We start from the raw sequence: 20,121 nt of genomic DNA, 5'->3' as shown, positions 1-20,121 counted from the left end.
AGAAAGGAGATTGGACGAAATGCCGAAAGCAAAGCTGACGGGACGGCAAAAAGCAGCGATATTGCTGATTTCGCTCGGGCCCGATACGGCAGCGCAAGTGTATAAACACTTAACTGAGGATGAGATTGAACTGCTGTCGCTTGAAATATCCGCGATGCGAAAAGTCGATAAAGATGTTCAAAACAATGTCATGGGCGAATTTCATTCGATGGCGAAAGCACAGGAGTACATTGCCCAAGGCGGTATAGGCTTTGCGAAGACGATTTTAGAAAAAGCATTAGGAGAAGAAGCGGCCGCCTCGATGATCCAACGGCTGACGTCAACGATCCAAGTAAGGCCATTTGATTTTGCCCGCAAAACGGATGCAAGCCAAATATTAAATTTTATCCAGCATGAGCATCCGCAAACCATTGCCGTAATCCTATCGTACTTGTCAGCCAAGCAGGCAGGTCAAATCATTTCTGCTTTGCCGGAAACGATCCAGACCGATGTCGCAAGGCGAATGGCGCTAATGGACAGCTCCTCTCCAGAAGTGATCGCGCAAGTGGAAGCAGTTTTGGAAGAGAAGCTGTCGCAAACATTGTCACAAGACTTTACGGAAACAGGCGGAATTGAAGCGGTCGTAGAAGTGTTGAATGGCGTTGACCGTTCAACGGAACGGACGATTCTTGATGGGCTCTATATCCAAGATCCTGAGTTGGCGGAAGAAATCAAAAAACGGATGTTTGTGTTTGAAGATATTGTCACCCTTGAAAAACGGGCGATCCAAAGAGTCATCCGCGATGTAGACAACGATGATTTGAAGCTTGCCTTGAAAGTTGCAAGCGATGACGTGAAAGAAATGGTGTTTGACAATATGTCTCAACGGATGGCTGAAGCGTTTAAAGACGAAATGGATTACATGGGTCCTGTCCGCTTGCGTGATGTAGAAGAAGCACAATCGCGGATTGTCGCTACCATCAGGCAGCTCGAAGAAATGGGCGAAATTGTGATTGCCCGCACGAATGGAGATGACGTCCTTGTCTAATGTGATCCGTTCTACTAAGAATGTGAGCATTGCACGGGAAATTGGCATTAAACCTTTGTATCAACGGACAAGAGTACGCGAAACAAGACAAGAACTTGCCAAAGAAGAAGCCGAATTCGAACAGATACAAGAAAAAGCAGAAGCAAAGGCAGCCCAATTGATCGAGGAAGCACAAGCACAAGCGACGGCGATTGAAAAAAAGATGGAAAGCAAACAAGCGGAGCTAGAGCAACAATGGGAAAAAGCGCGCTTGAAAGCAGAACAAGAAGGATATGATGCTGGCTTTACAGCGGGTGAAAGCCAAGCAAAAGCGATTTACGAGTCAACGATCGCGGAAGCGAAGCAAGTGTTAGAAGAGGCGCAGGCGGCGGCAGCATTAAAAGTAGACAAAGAACAACCGCTTTTGATTGAGCTTGCCTGTGCCATTGCTGAAAAGGTGATTGGTGTTTCTATTGCAGAAGACCCCTACTTACAGAATCTCGTGCGAGCCGCTCTTGCTGAAGTGCGCGACCATGCATTTGTTAAATTGTATGTGCCGCCCCATTGGTATAAAAGGCTCGCCGCTTGTGTGGACGAGTTGCAAGGGGCCATCCCTGCCTGTGAAGATTTTCAGCTTATACCAGACGGGCAACTACAAGACGACCACTGTTTTATCGTCACCAATGCTGGAAGAATGGATGCTTCTCTTCCGACTCAGATCGAGCAGTTAAAAAAGCAGCTTCATGAGGCTGCGAGGTGTGGTTCATTTGCAAAAGCTCATTGATCATGTGCACACACTTTCTCCCTATAAGTGGTATGGACAAGTTCGCCATGCTGCGGGGTTGACGATTGAATCAGCCGGGCCAAGGGCATTTATCGGCGAACTGTGCTATATCTGGGCTAGCCCAGATCAAAAGGGGACTAAAGTCCGAGCTGAAGTCGTTGGCTTTAAGGATGACCGCATTTTGCTCATGCCGCTAGACGATACGCGGCGAATAGCCCCTGGGAGCTATGTAGAAGGAACAGGAAAACCGTTAAATGTAGCGTGTGGACCAAGTTTGATTGGCCAAATTGTCAATGGCGTCGGTGAACCATTTTTGCAAAGCACAGCATTGGGGGATACTGACGCCAACTATTCGACGGACAATTCACCTCCAAACCCGCTAGAAAGACCGCGCATTTCCGAAATTATGAGTGTTGGTGTCCGCGCAATTGACGGGCTGTTGACAATGGGAAAAGGGCAAAGAGTTGGCATTTTTGCTGGCAGCGGTGTAGGGAAGAGCACACTCATGTCGATGATTGCTAAACAATCAGATGCAGATGTGAATGTGATTGCTTTAATTGGTGAACGGGGCAGAGAAGTAAAAGAATTTGTTGAGCGCGACTTAGGAGAGGAAGGGCTTAAAAAGTCTGTTGTTGTCGTCGCAACATCAGACCAGCCAGCACTGTTACGAGTGAAAGGAGCGCAAACAGCTACTGCCATTGCTGAATACTTCCGCGACAAGGGTAAGAATGTCAATTTAATGATGGATTCGGTCACCCGGTTTGCGATGGCACAGCGCGAAATTGGCTTGGCAATTGGTGAACCACCGACGACAAAAGGCTACCCTCCTTCTGTTTTTGCGATGATGCCGAAGCTGCTTGAACGGTCAGGTACAAACCAGTCAGGCTCGATCACCGGTTTATACACCGTTCTTGTAGACGGCGACGACATGAATGAGCCTATTGCAGATGCCGTGCGAGGAATTCTTGACGGACACTTTGTATTGGACAGGCAACTCGCCAATCGTGGGCAGTATCCAGCCGTTAATGTGTTAAAAAGCGTTAGCAGGCTAATGAAAGACTTGGTCGAAAACGATCATCTTCATGCAGCAAAGCTTTTTAGGCAACGTTTAGCCGATTACGAGCAGTCAGAAGACTTAATTTCACTGGGTGCTTATAAACAGGGCAGTTCCAAAGACATTGACGCTGCAATTCATGACCATCCGGCTATGCTTGACTTTCTTAAACAAGAAGTCGAAGAAAGCGATTCGTTTGCAGAAACGAAAACAAAGCTTATACAACTTTTTAAACAGGAGTGACGCTTGCAAATGGCATTTCAATTTTCGTTACAAACAGCGATGGATGTATGCAAGCAGGAAAAAGAAGCCGCCCATAAGCAATACGAAGTGGCTGTTGACGCATTTGAATGTGAGGCAATGGCGCTGTTCCGTTTGCTAAAGCAAAAAGAAGATGTGCAAGCAGCGACCGAGAAGATGCTAGTTGAAAAAGCATCGGTTTCCGATTTGCTTATTAGCCAGGCGTGCTTGGACGGACTGGAGCAGCAAATTGGAAAACAACAGCTGCGAACCGACCAGGCTAGGGCTGATATGCTTCAAAAGAAAGCGACGTTCCAGCAACATGCCGTTTCGTATAAACAATATGAACGATTGAAAGAAAAGAAACGCCTTGAACAAAAACAAGCAGAAAACCGCCGGGAGCAACAACTGATGGATGAGTTGTGCGTGACCCGGTTCAAAAGGAAATTTGCCTAAATGAACGAGAAACCAACAAAAAAACGCTGGACTGTGATTTTTGCTTTTGCCGTTCCGTTTTTGGTCATCGTCCTTGCTGCTCTGTTTTTTATCGGCCCTTTGCTAGGGTTTTCGCCAATGGACAGCATTAAAAATACACTCGGGTTTAATACGAATAACCAGGCAGAAAATGAGTGGCAAAAAAAGTATGAGCAGTTGGAAGGCGAACTGCTTGATCTGCAAACGCAGTTGCAGGAGCTCTCCAATGAGCTTGAAGTGAAAAATGCTGAACTAGCAGAAGCGCAAGGACAGCTTGATGACATCAAGGAAAACGAGGATGAGGCAATCGTCAATGTGGAAACTGAAAACATGCTTGAAGAAGGCAACTTGACAGCTGTATTAAAGACTTATCAACAAATGACGCCAAAGCGTGCAGCTGCATTGCTCGATGAAATGAATGAAGAAGAAGCTTATCGCCATGTGGCTGCTATGAAAGATCAACTACGTGGCTCGATTCTCGCGAAAATGCCTGAAGAAAAGGCGGCCCGGTTTTTAGAAAGGCTTGCGCAAGAAGGGGGGTAAACGCAAACGTGCACATAACACAAATGGTCAATGAAATCGCAACATCCTCACGACCGTTAGGCCATGTGAAAGGACAAAGCCAATCGTTTTCTGATCTTCTAATAAATAAGGCTTCATCGTCTGCTGAGGGGCGAAACACTCTTTTTCTTCCTCTTGAAGAGGAGGTGGACAACGACGTTGAAACGTCGGTGCCAAACGATGAACAAGCAAATGACCCTGTTTTAAGTGGGGTCCCCGCTGAAAATCAGGCGAATCCAAATCAAATGCCAATAGGCGTTGTTGACTTTGGCCAGCCTAGTGTTGTGAATGAAGAGGGGAGTAGCAGCAGGCCTGGTCTAGTGGACTCGACGGGCTGGAATTTAGGTAAAACCACAGCAGGTGTTTCCGATGCAGCATTGACTGGGGCAACATCGAGTGAGGAAACGGGTGAGCCGTTAGAGAAACTGGCAAAGGAGCCGGAAGAAAAGGACAATGCTAGTGGTAAACCTACTTTAAGCCAAGAAGAACATAAAGACATAGCCGTGCGTGATCGTAAAGCTGGCGACAAGGAATCGTCACCCCGGCAAGTCGCTTCTCCTCCTTTACAAGACATAGGTACAGAACCGACCAAGGGAGACAACCGAGCATTTCGTGATAAAAATCAACAAATGTCTCCTAATCGTTCGGCGCCTTTGCCGCAAGGAGACGACAAAATAGAGTCCGAAAATAGGGCAGAGTCGCTGAGGCAGGAACAAAAAGTCACGCCTTTAACAAAAGAGCAGGCAACGCTAAGTGAGGCGATGAAAGCCGGCAAAAACGATGCAGCGGCGCAAGTCGTTTTACATTCAAGCGTGCAAGACGAGTCACCTGTTAGGACAGGAACAGAACGGGCTCCAGTTTTTAAAAATGAACCAAACAAGCTTGCTGACCATGAAGAAAACGGGGTACATACTGGGCGAAATGAGGCGACAACGTTACCCGATCCTTCGCCAGAAGAGAACTTTGTACAAACAGACTCTAACAAGCGAATCGTTCATGAAAAGGAGCCAAGCACTGCGCCGCGCATCATAGAAGGACCTAACAAACAAACGCCTAACGGCACAGGAATGGCTAGCGGTCAGATGGGAATCGAAGGAAGCGTTACTGTGGAAGCCACGAAACTGCCAAGTGGAAAAAGTGCGCTGCCTCCTATGCTGACTAAGCAGCTTGAACGAGTGCTAAAGGCGGCTGTGTTAAAGCAACATGGAGATGGGGCGTTGCAATTGACGGTTAAGCTGCATCCGGAAACGCTAGGGCGTTTGCACGTACAACTGCTCCATTCAAGCCAAGGGCTCGTCGTCAAACTGCTTGCTGATAAAAAAGCAACTGCAGAAACGCTAGAGCGCGCTCTCCCTGGATTAAGGCAATTGTTTAACCAAGAAGCCACGTTTGAAATTGGGCCAATTGATGAAGAAGGGGACGAGCAAAGCAATGGTGATAGTGGACAGGAAGGCGGGCGGAAGCAACCGGAAGAAGAGGTTAGCGAACAACGGAAGCAGCATTCATTTTCAGATTGGATGAGTCAAGAACAAGGAGAAGGAGAGGGAGCGGATGACGCAAGTTGACCCATCGTTGTGGCTTTCCTCGTCACAAAACCAACAGCGGCAACCAAACAATGCACTTGGACAAGACGCGTTTTTAAAGCTATTGATTACACAATTGCAAAACCAAGACCCGAGCAACCCGATAGAAGATCGGGAGTTTATCGCCCAATTAGCAACTTTTTCCCAGTTGGAGCAGCTCACGAAACTGAATAGTACGATGGAATACATGTACTATGAGCAAAAAAGCCAGCAATTGATGGCGCTAAGCGAGTTAATCGGCAAGTCGGTTGAATGGCTTAATGAAAAAGAAAAAGTTGAGCAAGCAACAGTGACTGGAGTTAAATACAGCGAGTCCGGCGATTTGCTCGTACAAATCGATGATGACAAGTGGATTGAGGCAAGCAAATTAATTTCAATAATTAAACCAACAACAAACGAGTAAAGGAGACGATCCGTTATGATTCGTTCCATGTATTCAGGTATCTCAGGTATGAAAGGTTTTCAAACAAAGCTAGATGTTGTCGGCAATAACATCGCTAACGTTAATACACATGGTTTCAAAAAAGGGCGCGTCATGTTTCAAGATATGGTTAGCCAGCAAGTACAAGGGCCAATGGCCGCCACTCCTAACCGTGGTGGCGTCAATAGTAAGCAAATCGGATCAGGTTCAATGGTTGGCGCAATTGACACGGTTCATACCGGAGGAGGCAACCAATATACGGGGCGTGAATTGGACTTAGCAATAAATGGCGATGGCTACTTTGCTGTTCAAATTGGAGACGATACATTTTATACGCGTGCTGGAAATATTTATTTCGACAATGAGGGCAATGTTGTCAACAGCTCAGGCGCCTATTTGTTAGGGCCAGACGGCAACAGGCTGCAAATCGATCCAGCCCTTCTAGATGACATGGAGAGCACTACCGTAAACAAACAAGGTGAAATCATCGTTTCGATTCAGGGCCAAGAAAACCCTGTAACGTTGCAACTTGGCATCGCTAATTTTGCCAATCCTGAAGGCCTTAATAGCGCTGGCGGATCCCTATTCACAGCAACTCCTGCTTCTGGCCCTGCCAACCTAGTCATTCCAGGAACACAAGGCACTGGCGACATTCAGTCTGGTTATTTAGAAATGTCGAATGTGGATCTCGCTGATGAATTTTCGGAAATGATCGTCGCCCAGCGTGGTTTTCAAGCTAACTCCCGGATCATTACGACTTCAGACGAAATTTTACAAGAGCTTGTCAACTTAAAACGATAGGTGACTGGCATGATTCCATTAACGCGCTTAAACGGGCAACGGTTGTTGTTAAATTTGTTGTTGATCGAAAAAGTAGAAGCGTTGCCTGATACAACGATCACGCTTGTAAGTGGAAAAAAGCTCGTCGTTGCCGATGACATGGAACAAGTCGGCCAAGCGATCAACAACCGCATGGCCGAAATCGGCCTTGTTGGAAGCTACAAAAGGGAGGATTAATCAGGTTGAAAAAAAACCGTGTAATTGGCGTAGCGTTCAGCCTCTTGCTCACCGGAGTCGTCATAGTTGCAGGGCTCTATATGCTTGGCATTGGCCCATTTGCCCAAAACAAGGCAAGCGGTGCGCCAACAATAGAGGACATTAGTGAGCGCTCATTTGATACAGAAGAAATTACGACCAATTTAAAGTCAGGGGAATTCATCCGCGCTCAATTTCGAATTGAACTCGATCACAAAGACACGCTTGCGGACATCGATAAAAGAGGGTTCCAAGTGAATAATGTCATTTTGCTGACACTTGCAGAAATGTCTGCGGAGGACTTGGTCGGTGAAGAGGGTCTAGCCGAGCTGCAGGAAACGATCCAGACAAAATTAAACGACCATTTAGAACAAGGCACTGTCAAAGCTGTTTATACGACAGTGAAAGTGGTCCAATAACAAAAATGAGGTGCTCTAATGGCTGATGTGCTGTCTCAAGGTGAGATTGATGCGCTCCTTTCTGCTTTGACGACTGGAGAAATGGATGCCGAAGAGTTATTAAAGCTAGAGTCAGAGAAGAAAGTTCGGGTTTATGATTTTAAACGAGCGCTACGCTTTTCAAAAGACCAAATTCGGAACTTATCCCGCATCCATGAAAATTACGCGCGGTTGTTGACAACCAATTTATCGGCCAAGCTCCGTTCGCTTGTGCAAATCCAAGTAGCCTCTGTCGAACAGGTTCCATACGAAGAGTATGTCCGCAGCATACCGACGATGACATTTTTAAATGTGATTGAACCTATACCTTTAAATGGACGGGTATTAATTGAAATTAATCCTAATATCGCCTACGCCATGTTTGACCGTGTACTTGGCGGACATGGGATGAGCTTTAATAAAATTGATAATTTGACAGAAATTGAAACGAAAATTTTATCAGGGCTATTTGAATCGATGCTGGCAAGTTTCGCTGAAGCTTGGACGACTGTCATTGAAATGGAACCGATCACCGAAAATATTGAAGTGAATCCCCATTTTTTGCAGCTCGTGTCACCGAACGAAACGGTTGTCGTCATTTCGCTGTCAACAAGCATTGCCAATACGACAGGGCTTATGACGATCTGTTTGCCCCATGTCGTATTAGAAGAAATATTGCCGAAATTAACGAGCCACCATTGGTTTCAAGAACAGCGCGGTGCCCTTTCGACAGAAGATCAGGCACTGTTAAACAAACAAGTCCGGCAGACGACACTTGAAGTTGCCGCCGAACTTGGGCGTTCAACAATTACGATTGAAGAATTTCTTCGCCTCGGTAAAGGGGATGTCGTTGCCTTAAACCAGCTAATTGATGAACCACTTGATGTGCTCGTAGGCGGTGAAAAGAAATTTAGCGGCCAGCCAGGAGTAAAGAGAGACCGGATGGCTTTGCAAGTGACTGACGTATTAGGAGGAACGGATGATGAATGACAAGCCGCTTTCCCAGGAAGAAATAAACGAATTGTTAAAGGGGCTCCAGGACGGCGAAGCTTCTGACGAGGCTGGGCAACCAGAAGTCCGTGAAGGCGAATCCCAGCCAGAAGAATCACAAACGGAGCCCCCGGATATTAACGAGTTTTTAACTCATATGGAGCAAGATACGATTGGCGAAATCGGCAATATTTCCTTTGGTAGTTCGGCGACTGCGTTATCAGCACTGTTGAATCAAAAAGTCGAAATTACGACACCGGTGGTATCAGCAGTCAAATCAGACATGTTGCGCCAGCTTTTTCCACGGCCGAACGTCATTGTCCATGTTAAATACACAGAGGGATTCGAAGGCTCGAACTTATTTGTGATTACGACTGATGACGCAGCGATCATTGCAGATCTCATGCTTGGAGGAAATGGGGAAAACCCTGATCCAGAATTGTCGGAGATGCATTTAAGTGCAGTCCAAGAAGCGATGAACCAAATGATGGGTTCTGCCTCCACATCGATGTCGACATTATTCAATCGTCGTGTCGACATTTCGCCGCCAAAAGTGGAAGTTATTGAATTTGATGAGCAGTCGCGGACGGAGTATGTTTCCGATGGCGAAGATTTGATTGCGATTTCGTTTTCTCTTCGTGTCGGCGATCTGATTGATTCAAAGTTAATGCAACTTATTAGCGTTCCTTTCAGCAAAGATTACGCAAACGCCTTGCTTGGCGGAGGCACCACCGCAGAACCGCCAGTGCAAGAGGCAGAACCGTTGCCTGAACCTGCTCCAGCCATTGGCGGGCCTGGGGATGGCACAAGTGCTGAGCGAGTCAACCAGCATATTGGCCAAAGGGTAAAAGATGCTGAGCAAGTTGTAGAAAAAGCGGTGTTCTCTAATTTTGAGACAACAAAGCCAGACGAAGCAGAAATGCAAAACTTAGACATGCTCTTAGACATACCGCTGGAAGTTAAAGTGGAATTGGGGCGTACGAAAAAAACGATACGCGAAATCTTGTCGATTGCGCAAGGATCGATTATTGAACTGGATAAGTTGGCAGGGGAGCCGGTCGATGTGCTTATTAATGACAAGCTGATTGCCAAAGGGGAAGTAGTCGTGATTGACGAAAACTTTGGCGTACGGATTACAGACATTGTTAGCAAAAAAGACCGTCTTACCCACTTGCGTTAACTTTTATCTATCTTAAGAAATCAACATATAGAAAGAGGGCTTTTCATGTCAAAAAAAGTATTGGTTGTTGATGATGCGGCATTTATGCGCATGATGCTTAAAGATATTTTAACGAAGAACGGCTATAACGTAGTTGGAGAAGCCAATGATGGCAACCAAGCAGTTGAAAAATATAAGGAACTTTCCCCTGACTTAGTGACAATGGATATTACGATGCCGGAAAAAGACGGAATTTCGGCGTTAAAAGAGATTAAACAGTATGATCCGAGCGCCAAAGTGATTATGTGCTCAGCGATGGGCCAACAAGCGATGGTCATTGACGCAATCCAAGAAGGCGCAAAAGATTTTATCGTAAAACCATTTCAGGCGGATCGAGTGATCGATGCGATTTCTAAAGCACTTAGTTAACGTTTCGACTATCATCGCGCTGGCCCTGCTACTCGTTGGTTTAGCAGGGTTCAGTCCCGCTGAAGCCAAGGACTGTAGCGTCAATGACGTGCTCGAGAACGGCGAATGCGATGAAGAGTTGGCCAAGGAAGAAGGAAAAGATGCTGAAGCGGAAGCGGAAGCGGAAGCGCTTATGGAACCGCCTTGGCTCAGCTTTGTCAAGATGATCGCGGCGCTTATTGTGGTCATTGCTCTGTTATATGGACTGTTGCGTTTTGTGAACAAACGGGCGAAAACATTTCAAGAAACAAAGGCGCTTCATCTCGTCTCTGGCGTTTCTCTTGGCCAAAACAAATCCGTTCAGTTGGTTAAAGTCGGGGAAACATTATTGGTTGTGGGCGTCGGTGATCAAGTGCAATTGTTAAAAGAAATCGCCGATCCAGACGAAATAACGGCTATTCTTGCCAAACAGCAAGCTGGGGATGAGGAGCCATTTCTCGGTCATGCTTTAGGAAGCATGAAAGCGGCGTTCTCGAAAAAGACAGGCGCTGCGCCACCGACGTTCCAACACATTTTAAGGGACAAGCTTGCGGCTTCCAAGCAAGAACTGCAAGACACACGCCAGGCATTTATAGAAAAGAGGAAGGACCGATGATTTTACAACATGTAGTAGCTGCTTTTGCCTCGTTTGATTTTACGAATGGCGAGACAATGGCAACAACGGTCCAAATTGCCTTATTGCTAACGGTGCTGACGATTGCGCCAGGAATTTTGATTATGATGACATGCTTCACCCGCATCATCATTGTGCTGGCCTTTGTACGACAAGGGCTCGCAACTCAATCGACGCCACCAAACCAAGTGTTAATTGGGCTTGCGTTGTTTATCACCGCCTTTATTATGGCCCCTGTCATTCAAGAAGTGTATGAGACAGCATATGTACCCTTAGCGGATGGGGAGTATTCCAGCGAGGAAGCATTTGAGGCAGCCGTTGTACCAATTAAAGAATTTATGAGCGCCCATACAAGGGAAAAGGATTTGGCGTTGTTTATGGGGTATGGCGGATATGACAGGCCTGCTTCAATAGATGACGTGCCGTTGACGGCGCTTGTGCCTGCTTTTGCGATTAGCGAGTTAAAAACGGCCTTTCAAATCGGCTTTTTGATTTTTATCCCTTTTCTTGTGATCGATATGATTGTTGCTAGTGTATTAATGTCGATGGGGATGATGATGCTGCCTCCTGTCATGATCGCTCTGCCGTTTAAAGTGCTTTTGTTCGTGTTAGTAGATGGCTGGTATTTAGTCGTTCAAAGCTTGCTGATCAGCTATCAATAGCGCTGGGAACAATCGCAAAGGCTCTCGTATTCTAGTGGGGCTGGCAGTTGCAGGAATGAACCAATGAGATTACCGATTGAATAGGAGTGAGCCGCTATGAGTTTAGAAATGGTTACACACTTAGCCCAAAGCGGTGTATGGACCGTACTGATCGTTGCTGGTCCGCTTTTGGTTGTAGCGTTGGCGCTCGGTTTGATTGTGAGTATTTTCCAAGCGACGACGCAAATCCAGGAGCAAACATTAGCATTTATCCCTAAAATTGCTGGCGTGCTGCTTGCGCTCGTTTTCTTTGGCCCATGGATGTTGTCGCAACTGACTGAGATGGCGTACAGCATTTACAACAATTTGTATAGGTTTATTGGCTGATGGATGAATGGCTAACGCTTTATCCGGCTTTTTTACTTATATTTATTCGCGTCAGCTCTTTTTTCGTCGTGCTGCCGCTGTTCAACCACAGAACGGTGCCTGCTCCGCTCAAGCTCGGACTATCGGCGTTTTTGGCCGCTACTCTCGCAGTGTCTCTTGACGTGCCTGAGTTAGCGCTAGATTTGCCATTTTTGCTACTTGCCTTAAAGGAATTCGCGATTGGCATTGCTGCTGGACTGATCGCTTCGATGATCCTCTATGCTGTGCAAGTTGCGGGCGGTGTGATTGATTTTCATTTAGGGTTTATGCTTGCCAATGTCGTTGACCCGCAAACTGGGGCGCAAAGCCCGTTGACAGGAAGTTATTTATACCTTTTCGCGATGTTATATTTGCTAATTATAGACGGACACCATTTGCTTCTTGATGGCGTCATTTACAGTTATCAGTTTGTCCCTCTTGACCAACTGGTACTTCCGTTTGGCAGCGGGCATGTCATGGAGCATGTGACGCAAGTGATGGTGATGCTGTTTGCGATGGCGGTGTCGATGGCTATGCCTGTAGCTGGTGCGCTCTTTTTAGTGGATGTGGCCTTAGGCATTATCTCAAGAACCGTTCCGCAAATGAATGTGTTTGTCGTCGGGATTCCGATTAAGATGTTGGCAGGTTTTATCGTGTTTGCTATCTATATCGGCGTCTTTTTTATGAGCGTGAACGTTTTATTTGAAGAATTATTGCTTGCGATGAGGCGTCTGCTAGAAGGGCTAGGTGGTGGTCCGCAATGACAAGGCTACCTATGGATCTGCAATGGTTTGCAGAGGAGAAGACAGAAAAAGCGACGCCTAAGAAAAGGCAGGATACCCGTAAAAAAGGGCAAGTGCCAAAGAGTCAGGACGTCAATACCGCTTTTATGCTATTTGCCGCCTTTTTGCTTCTTTCCCTCTTTGCTGGGCCAAGGCTGTTTGCTGCTTTGAAGGAAATGATGGCTGATGTGTTTCAGCGCTTTCTATCATTACCGCTGACAGCTGAAAATATTGCGGCGTTGTTTAACGAATTGACAATTGAGATGGGAATGGCTGCTTTGCCGATTATGGCGCTGACCGTTCTTGCTGGCGCATTTGCTAGCTTCGTGCAAGTCGGTTCTTTATTTACGCCCGAGCCAATGAAACTGAAGCTGGAAAAATTAGATCCGATTAAAGGGGCGAAGCGAATATTTTCGACAAGGGCACTCGTCGAACTTGGCAAATCGATGTTAAAGATTGTCTTTATTGGCGCAGCCGTGGCCTTTGTGATTTATGCAAATATAGGCGATGTCTTGCTTTTATCACAAAAAAGTGTTGAGGTCGGCGCTGCTTCGATTGGCCATTTAACAGTGACAATGGGACTGTTTGCGGCGGTATTGTTAATGGTCCTCGCTATCCCAGATTACCTTTACCAGCGCTATGACCATGAAAAGCAAATCCGCATGTCAAAAAAAGATATTCGGGATGAACATAAAACGATGGAAGGTGACCCGAAAATTAGGGCGCGCCGGAAACAACGGCAATTGGAAATGTCGATGAACAGGATCATGCAAGAAGTGCCAAAAGCCGATGTTGTCATTACGAACCCGACCCATTACGCGGTAGCGCTTCGCTACGACCAAGAACAAGCAGATGCGCCAATTGTTGTTGCTAAAGGCGTTGATTATATGGCTGAACGGATTAAAACGGTCGCTAAAAAACACGATGTTCCACTTGTTGAAAACGTTGCGTTAGCAAGGGCGATGTATGCGTCTGTTGAACTGATGCAGCCAATCCACGAAGACATGTTCCAAGCTGTTGCCGAAGTACTTGCCTACGTGTACAGGTTAAAGAAAAACAAACATTAAACATGAAAAAGGAGGGAGATGCGATGAAAGCGAGGGATTTAACGGTTTTAGCAGGCGTGATTTTAATCATTGTCATGCTGATTATCCCACTTCCGCCTTTTTTGCTCGATGTCTTAATTATATTCAATATTTCACTGTCATTACTCATTTTGCTAGTAGCCATCAGCACAAAAGATGCCCTTGACTTTTCAATTTTTCCAACGATGCTGTTGCTCGTTACACTGTTTCGCTTAGGATTAAGCGTGTCGACGACACGTTCGATTCTCGGCAATGCGGAAGCAGGGAATGTGATTGATACGTTTGGGAGTTTTGTCATTGGCGGCAATGCTGTAGTTGGGTTTATCGTCTTTTTAATCCTCATCGTTATCCAGTTTATTGTCATTACAAAAGGGGCAGAGCGTGTTTCGGAAGTCGGTGCCCGCTTTACGCTTGATGCCATGCCAGGAAAACAAATGAGCATTGATGCGGATTTGAATGCTGGGCTCATTTCTGACCGTGAGGCGAAACAACGCCGGGAAAAAATTGAGCACGAGGCTGACTTTTATGGTTCGATGGACGGTGCCAGCAAGTTTGTAAAAGGCGATGCTATTGCTAGCATCATTATTGTCATCATTAATATGCTCGGCGGCCTCATGATCGGCATGATGCAAATGGGCATGGACATGAACACGGCGGCCAGTACATACACGCTTCTAACTGTCGGGGACGGCTTGGTTACGCAAATACCGGCATTGCTTATTTCTACAGCGACAGGCGTCATTGTTACAAAAGCCGCTTCAGAAGGAAACTTAAGCACCGATTTGTCGAGGCAAATTCTCGCTTACCCGAAGCTTCTTTATGTAACAGCGGCCACTATTTTACTGCTTGGTTTAGCAACGCCGATTACGAAAGTTGTCACGTTTTCGATCGCAGGGTTGCTCGCTTTTGCAGGCTACCGACTGTCAAAAGCAAGTTTGGCAAAAGCGAATTTCGAAGAAGCCCTTTTAGAAGAAGCACCACCTGAAGAGCCGTCTGGCCCTGAAAGCGTCGTCCAACTTTTGCAAATGGACCCAATTGAATTTGAGTTTGGCTACGGCTTGATTCCGTTAGCAGATGCCAATCAAGGGGGAGACTTGCTCGATCGCGTTGTGATGATTCGCAAGCAAATGGCCCTTGAACTTGGTTCTGTCATCCCGGTTATACGGATCCGCGATAACATTTCTCTTGAGCCAAACAGTTATACGATCAAAGTTAAAGGCGCTGTAGTTGCAAAAGGGGAAGTGCTGCTCGACCATTACATGGCTATGAGCACAGGGGAACAAGATGACTCGATTGTCGGCATTGAGACGATTGAACCTGCATTTGGGCTGCCTGCTTTATGGGTAGACGAAGACATGCGCGACCGCGCTGAAATGGCCGGTTATACAGTCGTCGATCCGCCAACAGTCATTTCGACACATTTAACGGAAGTGTTAAAAGCACATGCCTATGAGCTGCTTGGGCGCGAAGAAACGAAGCAGCTTATCGACCATCTGAAAGAATCCTATCCGACGCTGGTCGAAGAAGTAACGCCGAACCCGCTCACAACGGGCGATATTCAAAAAGTGCTCCGCAATTTGTTGCGCGAACAATTATCGATTCGGAATTTGCCTGTTATTTTTGAAGCGCTCGCTGATTATGGCCCGCTTACAAAAGACATGAATGTCGTCACGGAGTATGTGCGCCAAGCTTTATCACGGCAAATTACAACACAATTGACAAACGGCGGAAACGAATTATTCGTCATCACGTTAGCCGCTGCTGTTGAAAAGAAAATTGCCGATGCTATTGGCCAAAATGAGAATGGCAGCTTTTTGGCACTCGCGCCTGCTGATTCACAAGCCATTTTACAAAACACGGCCAAGGAAGTACAAAAAGTGGCTGAACTTGGCAGGCAGGCTGTGATTTTATGTTCGCCAGCTGTACGGATGCATATGCGCCAATTAATCGAGCGCCATTTGCCCTATGTTCCCGTCGTGTCTTATAACGAATTGGAACCGGATGTCGAAGTCCAAAGCGTAGGAGTGGTTAATGCCGAATGAACGTAAAACGATTTGTAGCCCCGACGCTAGAAGATGCGGCAAAAGACATCCGCAAGCAGTTGGGCAAGGATGCTGTCATATTGCATGTAAAAGAAGTGGTGACAGGAGGCCTATTTGGTTTTTTTGGCAAAAAGCAAGTTCAAGTGACCGCTGGCATTGATGGACCGAGTCATCGTAACAGTGTTAGCCGCGACGGTGATGATAAGCAATCACCGCTTTTAAAAGAAGCAAACCGCCATTTGCAACAGCTGGGCGTGTCAAACCGTGTTCTTAAAAATTTGCAGTTGACAGCGCAAATGGCAGACAAGCAAGGCAACGCCCGGACGAAAGAAGAGTTGCTTATGCATACGTTTCGCGCCAGTTTGCAGCTGCAACCATTCGTGCAAAAACGGCAACAAACACTCATTGTCGCTGGGCCAACTGGGGTAGGAAAAACAACAACAATCGCTAAGCTTGCTGCAAAAGCCATGTTTGAGGAAAACAAAACGGTTTCTTTTATCACGTTTGATACGTATCGGATTGCCGCAGTCGAACAGTTAAAAACATATGCTCATATTCTCGATTGCCCTATTTATACAGCATACAATGAATCAGAACTCATTGATTTGTGCGGCCGTCAAACGGCTGATCTTGTCTTAGTTGACACAGCTGGGCGCAATTATTTGCATGAGCAAATGCCTGTTGAGCTCGTTGAGTATATACGGCAGAGCGCGTCATGCGACTTAGTGGTTGCCCTTAGTTTGGCTGCTAAAGCAGAAGATGCCCGGCATATGCTTAGCCGTTTTCCAAAAGAGCTTGTCAATGGCCTGATCTTAACGAAGTTGGATGAAACAGCTTCACTTGGAACACTTTGTGAGCTTTTGTACAGCGAGGCGATTCCAGTTGCTTGTGTGACGACTGGACAAAATGTGCCAGAAGACATTTGCTGGCCTGATAAAGAACAATTGCTGAAGTGGCTTACCGGGGGTGTCTGATGGATCAAGCAGAAGGCTTGCGTATGCTTGCAAGCAGGAAAACAAAAGCATTTGAAATCCAGCTTTCAAACGCGCAAGAAACAATGATGATAGAAGAAGTTTGTCAAGCGCTCGATCGCTACGGGTTCCAAGCGGCTATTATCGCAACCGACGCCGCAAAACAACTGTTTTCAGCCCAGAAACAAGACCATCTATTTACTCGAGAATCGAGTAAAACGCTGTCTGCTGCCAATGTTCAAGTGCTGTTTTACATCCGGACAGCGGGGGAGAAAAAACAATTGCGCCAAGATGTTCCTTTGTTGTTGTTTACAGTGGCCGATAAAGAGGCGCTTCTTGCCAACTATCAGTTTGTGAAACAAGAAATGCCTCGTTCTGTTTTGCTCCTTGGATTGTCACAAGGAGATTCAGAGAAAGCGAAGCGGGCTGCTTACAATATGGCGCATACGATTACGACATTTTTAGAAAAGCGGACAACAATCCTCGGTGTTATTGAAAACGGGTCTCGCGAAGCGTACGTTGATAGCATTTACGAGAGTGTAAGCGTGCTCGTAAAGGAATTTTTGTTGCAATGGTGACCGTAGCGATTGTGAGCCCTTCTTTGTTTAAGCAGCAATTTCTACAAACGGCGCTACGTCAAGTAGAGGGAATTGAGGCAAATGCTGCTTTTTCAAACTGGGAAGAGGCGATTGTGACGGTTGATGCATTTTTATATGCGCCTTGTGAGGAATGGGAGCATATGGACGTCGCCGGGGTGCCTCGCCATACAGTGTTTGTACTAGAACGGCATCAGCAAGTGGTTGACAGCGAACGAACCGTCTTCTGGCAAACAGCAAATGCCAAAGCGCTAACTAAAGACCTTGCCGCCAAACTGTTGCCATGTGGCAAACGGGACGAAGCTCCATTGCAGCCGTTAGGGGAAGTAGTTGCCATTGGTGCATCATCAGGCGGCCCTCTTGCTCTCACCCATGTGCTGACAAAGCTGCCCTCTGACTTTTCAGCTCCAATCGTCATTGCCCAGCATATGCCAGCAGGTTTTACGAAATCGCTGGCCGCTCGGCTTGACCGCTTATGTCGGATTCACGTCAAAGAAGCATCACATGGGGAAGCGCTACTTGCAGGTACTGCTTATATTGCCCCAGGAGGCGCCCAGTTGGAACTAAATAAACGTGGCGCTCGCCTGTACGCCCACATTTCACCTGCTGGCAAACATGATTTGTACCATCCTAGTGTGTCGCTGCTTTTCCAGTCTACCATTGCGTGTACGACGAAAACGCTTGTTGTGTTAACGGGCATGGGAAATGATGGTTCGAAAGTATTGGAAATGGTTAAGCAAAGCGGCGGTTGTGAAATCTTAGCTGAATCGGAAAAATCGGCGGCGATTTTTGGAATGCCTAAGGCTGCGATTGCGAGCAATCAAGTCGACACTGTCATGGACAAGGATGAGATTGGGCGATACTTAGCTAAAAAAGATAAACGGGAAGGGGGATTTTATGCGTAATCGATTAGACGGAATGAAGGAAGTGGCCAATATCGGCACTGGCTACGCGGCGACAGCTCTGTCCAGCCTACTTGGTGCCAATGTCGTCATGGACGTTCCAGCTGCACGCTACCTATGCATGGCTGAACTGCCCCGCTTCCGTTTTGCGGAGGGTGAAGAAATTGCTGCTGTCTATGCCCCCCTTGGCGGCGAGCTTAGCGGCGGAATGTTCTTTATGGCGACCACAAAAGCAGCAGCTGCTTTTTCCGCTTATTTGCTTGAAGAGAAGCTCAAGCTAAAGCCACATGTATTTGCGGAAAGCGAGCTCGCCCAGTCAGCCTTTCAAGAAGTAGGCAACCTGTTGATCGGCGCTTACTTGACTGCTTTATCAAAACTGACAGACTTAAAATGCTACCCGCTTGTGACAGAGCTTTCCATTGACTTAGCAAGCGCTGTTCTCGCAGAAGGAGCGCTACATTTAATCGATGACGAAGAATGTATTGTGATGGAAACGGACATTTGCCTTCCGCATTCGACGCAGCCCCTTGATGGTTTATTGCTATTCATACCCGATAAAAACGCGAGTGTCACCTTAACGCAGGCGTTGGAGGCTAGCTGCCATGACTAAGGGCGAAACCATCTCAATCGGAGAGTGGAAAATTGTCAAAGGCGAGGGTGTCTTACGGACGTGCGGACTAGGCTCTTGTATCGGCATTGTCCTGTATGATCAGGAGCGAGTCATTGCTGGCATGGTCCATGTGATGCTCCCTGATTCGACGAAGGCGCGAAAAGGGGCGAATCCATGGCGTTATGCGGATACGGCCATCGCCTCCTTGCAGGCGGAGTTAAAAAAGCAAGGCGCTAGGAAACTTTGCGCAAAAATGGCAGGAGGGGCACAAATGTTTAAGCACGCAGTGAAGCGTGAATTTATGCAAATCGGCGAGCGCAACGCGGCGGCTGCAAGAGAGACACTCGCGCGCTTAGGCATCACACTTGTTGCAGAAGACATAGGTGGAACGAAGGGACGGACGATTCAATACGACGTCAAAACAGGCGAATTGGCCGTCCGTACGGTCCATCACGGGCAAATGATACTTTGAAAGGGGAGTGCGGCTTTATGGCAAATGCTGCAGAGTTATGGAAACAATGGGATGACGAACATTCAGAAGTAGCTGCTGAAGCGTTGATCGAACACTATATGCCGCTAGTTGCTTACCACGTGCAACGGATTTCGAATGGCTTGCCGTCATCGATTTCAAAAGATGAACTGAAAAGCCACGCGTTAAGCGGCCTGCTAGATGCAATTGCCAAGTTTGATTCCAAGCGAGCGCTAAAATTTGATACATATGCATCGTTTCGAATCCGGGGAGCGATTATCGACGGGCTCCGCAAAGAAGACCGCCTGCCACGGACAATCCGTGATAAAGTAAAAAAGTTGGAACAAATCACGGAACAACTAGAACAGGAGAAAGGTCGGTCTGTTCTTCCTGGCGAAGTTGCCGCTGCAATGGGTTTGCCAGAAAAAGAGATCGAAGCATTAAAACGGGAACAATTTGCCAGCCATACGCTTTCCTTGGACGACGTCATGCATATGAACGACCACTTGGACCCTAGCGCTGTTGCTTACCAATTTGAAGATGAACAAGCGATTATGCCTGATGATAAATTAGTCGAAGAAGATACACGGAAAGAATTAGCAGAGATGATAAAAGAGCTAGGACGCAATGAACAGCTTGTCATCCAACTTAGCTATTACGAAGAGTTGTCATTGACGGAAATCGGGCGCATTTTAAATTTGTCGACTTCACGCATCTCGCAAATCCATGCCCGGGCAATTGCCAAACTGCGGAAAGGCTTGCAAAAGAAAGAATTTGTCCGTTAAAGGGGGAG

At 46.8% G+C, this 20,121-nt stretch carries 25 protein-coding genes; all 25 read left to right on the top strand.

All coding sequences use genetic code 11. The features are described from left to right. Positions 1–19: 19 nt before the first annotated feature. The 25 genes from fliG (at position 20) to BUC05_RS04805 (ending at position 20,113) form a co-directional block, all read left to right on the top strand. Positions 20–1,027 (top strand): flagellar motor switch protein FliG, encoded by a 1,008-nt coding sequence (gene fliG, locus BUC05_RS04925; RefSeq protein WP_011247111.1) that lies wholly within the window; start codon positions 20–22, stop codon positions 1,025–1,027. Position 1,028: 1 nt separating this feature from the next. Further along, positions 1,029–1,790, top strand: coding sequence for a flagellar assembly protein FliH (gene fliH, locus BUC05_RS04920; RefSeq protein ID WP_244153286.1), 762 nt, complete (start codon positions 1,029–1,031; stop codon positions 1,788–1,790). Next, positions 1,750–3,087, top strand: coding sequence for a flagellar protein export ATPase FliI (gene fliI / locus BUC05_RS04915; protein WP_073304208.1), 1,338 nt, complete (start codon positions 1,750–1,752; stop codon positions 3,085–3,087). Before fliH ends, fliI begins: the two co-directional genes overlap by 41 nt. Before the next feature lie 9 nt (positions 3,088–3,096). After that, the gene (fliJ, locus tag BUC05_RS04910; RefSeq protein ID WP_011247108.1) at positions 3,097–3,540 is read left to right on the top strand and encodes a flagellar export protein FliJ; all 444 of its coding nucleotides are present in this window, start codon (positions 3,097–3,099) and stop codon (positions 3,538–3,540) included. Further along, on the top strand, positions 3,541–4,101 hold the full coding sequence (locus BUC05_RS04905; RefSeq protein WP_073304206.1) for a MotE family protein: 561 nt from the start codon (positions 3,541–3,543) through the stop codon (positions 4,099–4,101). An 8-nt stretch (positions 4,102–4,109) separates the two neighbouring features. After that, positions 4,110–5,684 (top strand): flagellar hook-length control protein FliK, encoded by a 1,575-nt coding sequence (gene fliK, locus BUC05_RS04900; RefSeq protein ID WP_142237514.1) that lies wholly within the window; start codon positions 4,110–4,112, stop codon positions 5,682–5,684. Next, entirely contained in the window at positions 5,671–6,105 is a 435-nt protein-coding gene (gene flgD, locus BUC05_RS04895; protein WP_011247105.1) for a flagellar hook assembly protein FlgD, read from the top strand. The genes fliK and flgD overlap by 14 nt, the downstream gene beginning before the upstream one ends. A gap of 15 nt (positions 6,106–6,120) precedes the next feature. After that, positions 6,121–6,924: a flagellar basal body rod protein FlgG gene (gene flgG / locus BUC05_RS04890; RefSeq protein WP_011247104.1), complete on the top strand. Its 804-nt coding sequence runs from the start codon at positions 6,121–6,123 to the stop codon at positions 6,922–6,924. Positions 6,925–6,933: 9 nt separating this feature from the next. Then, positions 6,934–7,140 carry a flagellar FlbD family protein gene (locus tag BUC05_RS04885; RefSeq protein ID WP_011247103.1) on the top strand — a complete coding sequence of 69 codons (207 nt, stop codon included), beginning with the start codon at positions 6,934–6,936 and terminating at the stop codon, positions 7,138–7,140. Between the two features lie 5 nt (positions 7,141–7,145). Next, entirely contained in the window at positions 7,146–7,577 is a 432-nt protein-coding gene (gene fliL / locus BUC05_RS04880) for a flagellar basal body-associated protein FliL (protein WP_011247102.1), read from the top strand. A gap of 18 nt (positions 7,578–7,595) precedes the next feature. Beyond that, positions 7,596–8,585, top strand: coding sequence for a flagellar motor switch protein FliM (gene fliM / locus BUC05_RS04875; RefSeq protein ID WP_011247101.1), 990 nt, complete (start codon positions 7,596–7,598; stop codon positions 8,583–8,585). After that, the gene (gene fliY / locus BUC05_RS04870; protein WP_035201453.1) at positions 8,578–9,765 is read left to right on the top strand and encodes a flagellar motor switch phosphatase FliY; all 1,188 of its coding nucleotides are present in this window, start codon (positions 8,578–8,580) and stop codon (positions 9,763–9,765) included. Before fliM ends, fliY begins: the two co-directional genes overlap by 8 nt. A 45-nt stretch (positions 9,766–9,810) precedes the next feature. Beyond that, a complete protein-coding gene (locus tag BUC05_RS04865) occupies positions 9,811–10,173 on the top strand; it encodes a response regulator (RefSeq protein WP_011247099.1) in 363 nt (120 codons plus the stop codon). Then, complete coding sequence (locus BUC05_RS04860; protein WP_051881092.1) at positions 10,148–10,807, top strand: flagellar biosynthetic protein FliO; 660 nt, start codon at positions 10,148–10,150, stop codon at positions 10,805–10,807. Before BUC05_RS04865 ends, BUC05_RS04860 begins: the two co-directional genes overlap by 26 nt. 56 nt (positions 10,808–10,863) lie before the next feature. After that, positions 10,864–11,487: a flagellar type III secretion system pore protein FliP gene (fliP, locus tag BUC05_RS04855; RefSeq protein ID WP_374757917.1), complete on the top strand. Its 624-nt coding sequence runs from the start codon at positions 10,864–10,866 to the stop codon at positions 11,485–11,487. A gap of 96 nt (positions 11,488–11,583) precedes the next feature. Next, the gene (fliQ, locus tag BUC05_RS04850; RefSeq protein ID WP_011247096.1) at positions 11,584–11,853 is read left to right on the top strand and encodes a flagellar biosynthesis protein FliQ; all 270 of its coding nucleotides are present in this window, start codon (positions 11,584–11,586) and stop codon (positions 11,851–11,853) included. Next, a complete protein-coding gene (fliR, locus tag BUC05_RS04845) occupies positions 11,853–12,635 on the top strand; it encodes a flagellar biosynthetic protein FliR (protein ID WP_035201451.1) in 783 nt (260 codons plus the stop codon). The genes fliQ and fliR overlap by 1 nt, the downstream gene beginning before the upstream one ends. Beyond that, positions 12,632–13,720, top strand: coding sequence for a flagellar biosynthesis protein FlhB (gene flhB / locus BUC05_RS04840; protein WP_035201448.1), 1,089 nt, complete (start codon positions 12,632–12,634; stop codon positions 13,718–13,720). The genes fliR and flhB overlap by 4 nt, the downstream gene beginning before the upstream one ends. Before the next feature lie 23 nt (positions 13,721–13,743). Beyond that, positions 13,744–15,780: a flagellar biosynthesis protein FlhA gene (flhA, locus tag BUC05_RS04835; RefSeq protein WP_011247093.1), complete on the top strand. Its 2,037-nt coding sequence runs from the start codon at positions 13,744–13,746 to the stop codon at positions 15,778–15,780. Then, on the top strand, positions 15,777–16,754 hold the full coding sequence (locus BUC05_RS04830) for a flagellar biosynthesis protein FlhF (protein ID WP_011247092.1): 978 nt from the start codon (positions 15,777–15,779) through the stop codon (positions 16,752–16,754). The genes flhA and BUC05_RS04830 overlap by 4 nt, the downstream gene beginning before the upstream one ends. Next, complete coding sequence (locus BUC05_RS04825; protein WP_035201446.1) at positions 16,754–17,329, top strand: hypothetical protein; 576 nt, start codon at positions 16,754–16,756, stop codon at positions 17,327–17,329. The genes BUC05_RS04830 and BUC05_RS04825 overlap by 1 nt, the downstream gene beginning before the upstream one ends. Next, positions 17,323–18,252 carry a CheB methylesterase domain-containing protein gene (locus BUC05_RS04820; protein ID WP_011247090.1) on the top strand — a complete coding sequence of 310 codons (930 nt, stop codon included), beginning with the start codon at positions 17,323–17,325 and terminating at the stop codon, positions 18,250–18,252. The genes BUC05_RS04825 and BUC05_RS04820 overlap by 7 nt, the downstream gene beginning before the upstream one ends. Continuing rightward, entirely contained in the window at positions 18,245–18,859 is a 615-nt protein-coding gene (locus BUC05_RS04815; protein WP_011247089.1) for a chemotaxis protein CheC, read from the top strand. Before BUC05_RS04820 ends, BUC05_RS04815 begins: the two co-directional genes overlap by 8 nt. Then, positions 18,852–19,331 (top strand): chemotaxis protein CheD, encoded by a 480-nt coding sequence (locus tag BUC05_RS04810; protein ID WP_035201443.1) that lies wholly within the window; start codon positions 18,852–18,854, stop codon positions 19,329–19,331. Before BUC05_RS04815 ends, BUC05_RS04810 begins: the two co-directional genes overlap by 8 nt. 17 nt (positions 19,332–19,348) lie before the next feature. Beyond that, complete coding sequence (locus tag BUC05_RS04805) at positions 19,349–20,113, top strand: FliA/WhiG family RNA polymerase sigma factor (protein WP_011247087.1); 765 nt, start codon at positions 19,349–19,351, stop codon at positions 20,111–20,113. Positions 20,114–20,121: the final 8 nt, after the last annotated feature.

Source organism: Shouchella rhizosphaerae, from assembly GCF_900142675.1.
In the GTDB taxonomy this organism is placed as follows: domain Bacteria; phylum Bacillota; class Bacilli; order Bacillales; family Bacillaceae_D; genus Shouchella; species Shouchella rhizosphaerae.
The sequence above is the reverse complement of the archived record's forward strand: the minus strand, read 5'-3'. Positions and strand labels throughout refer to the sequence as shown.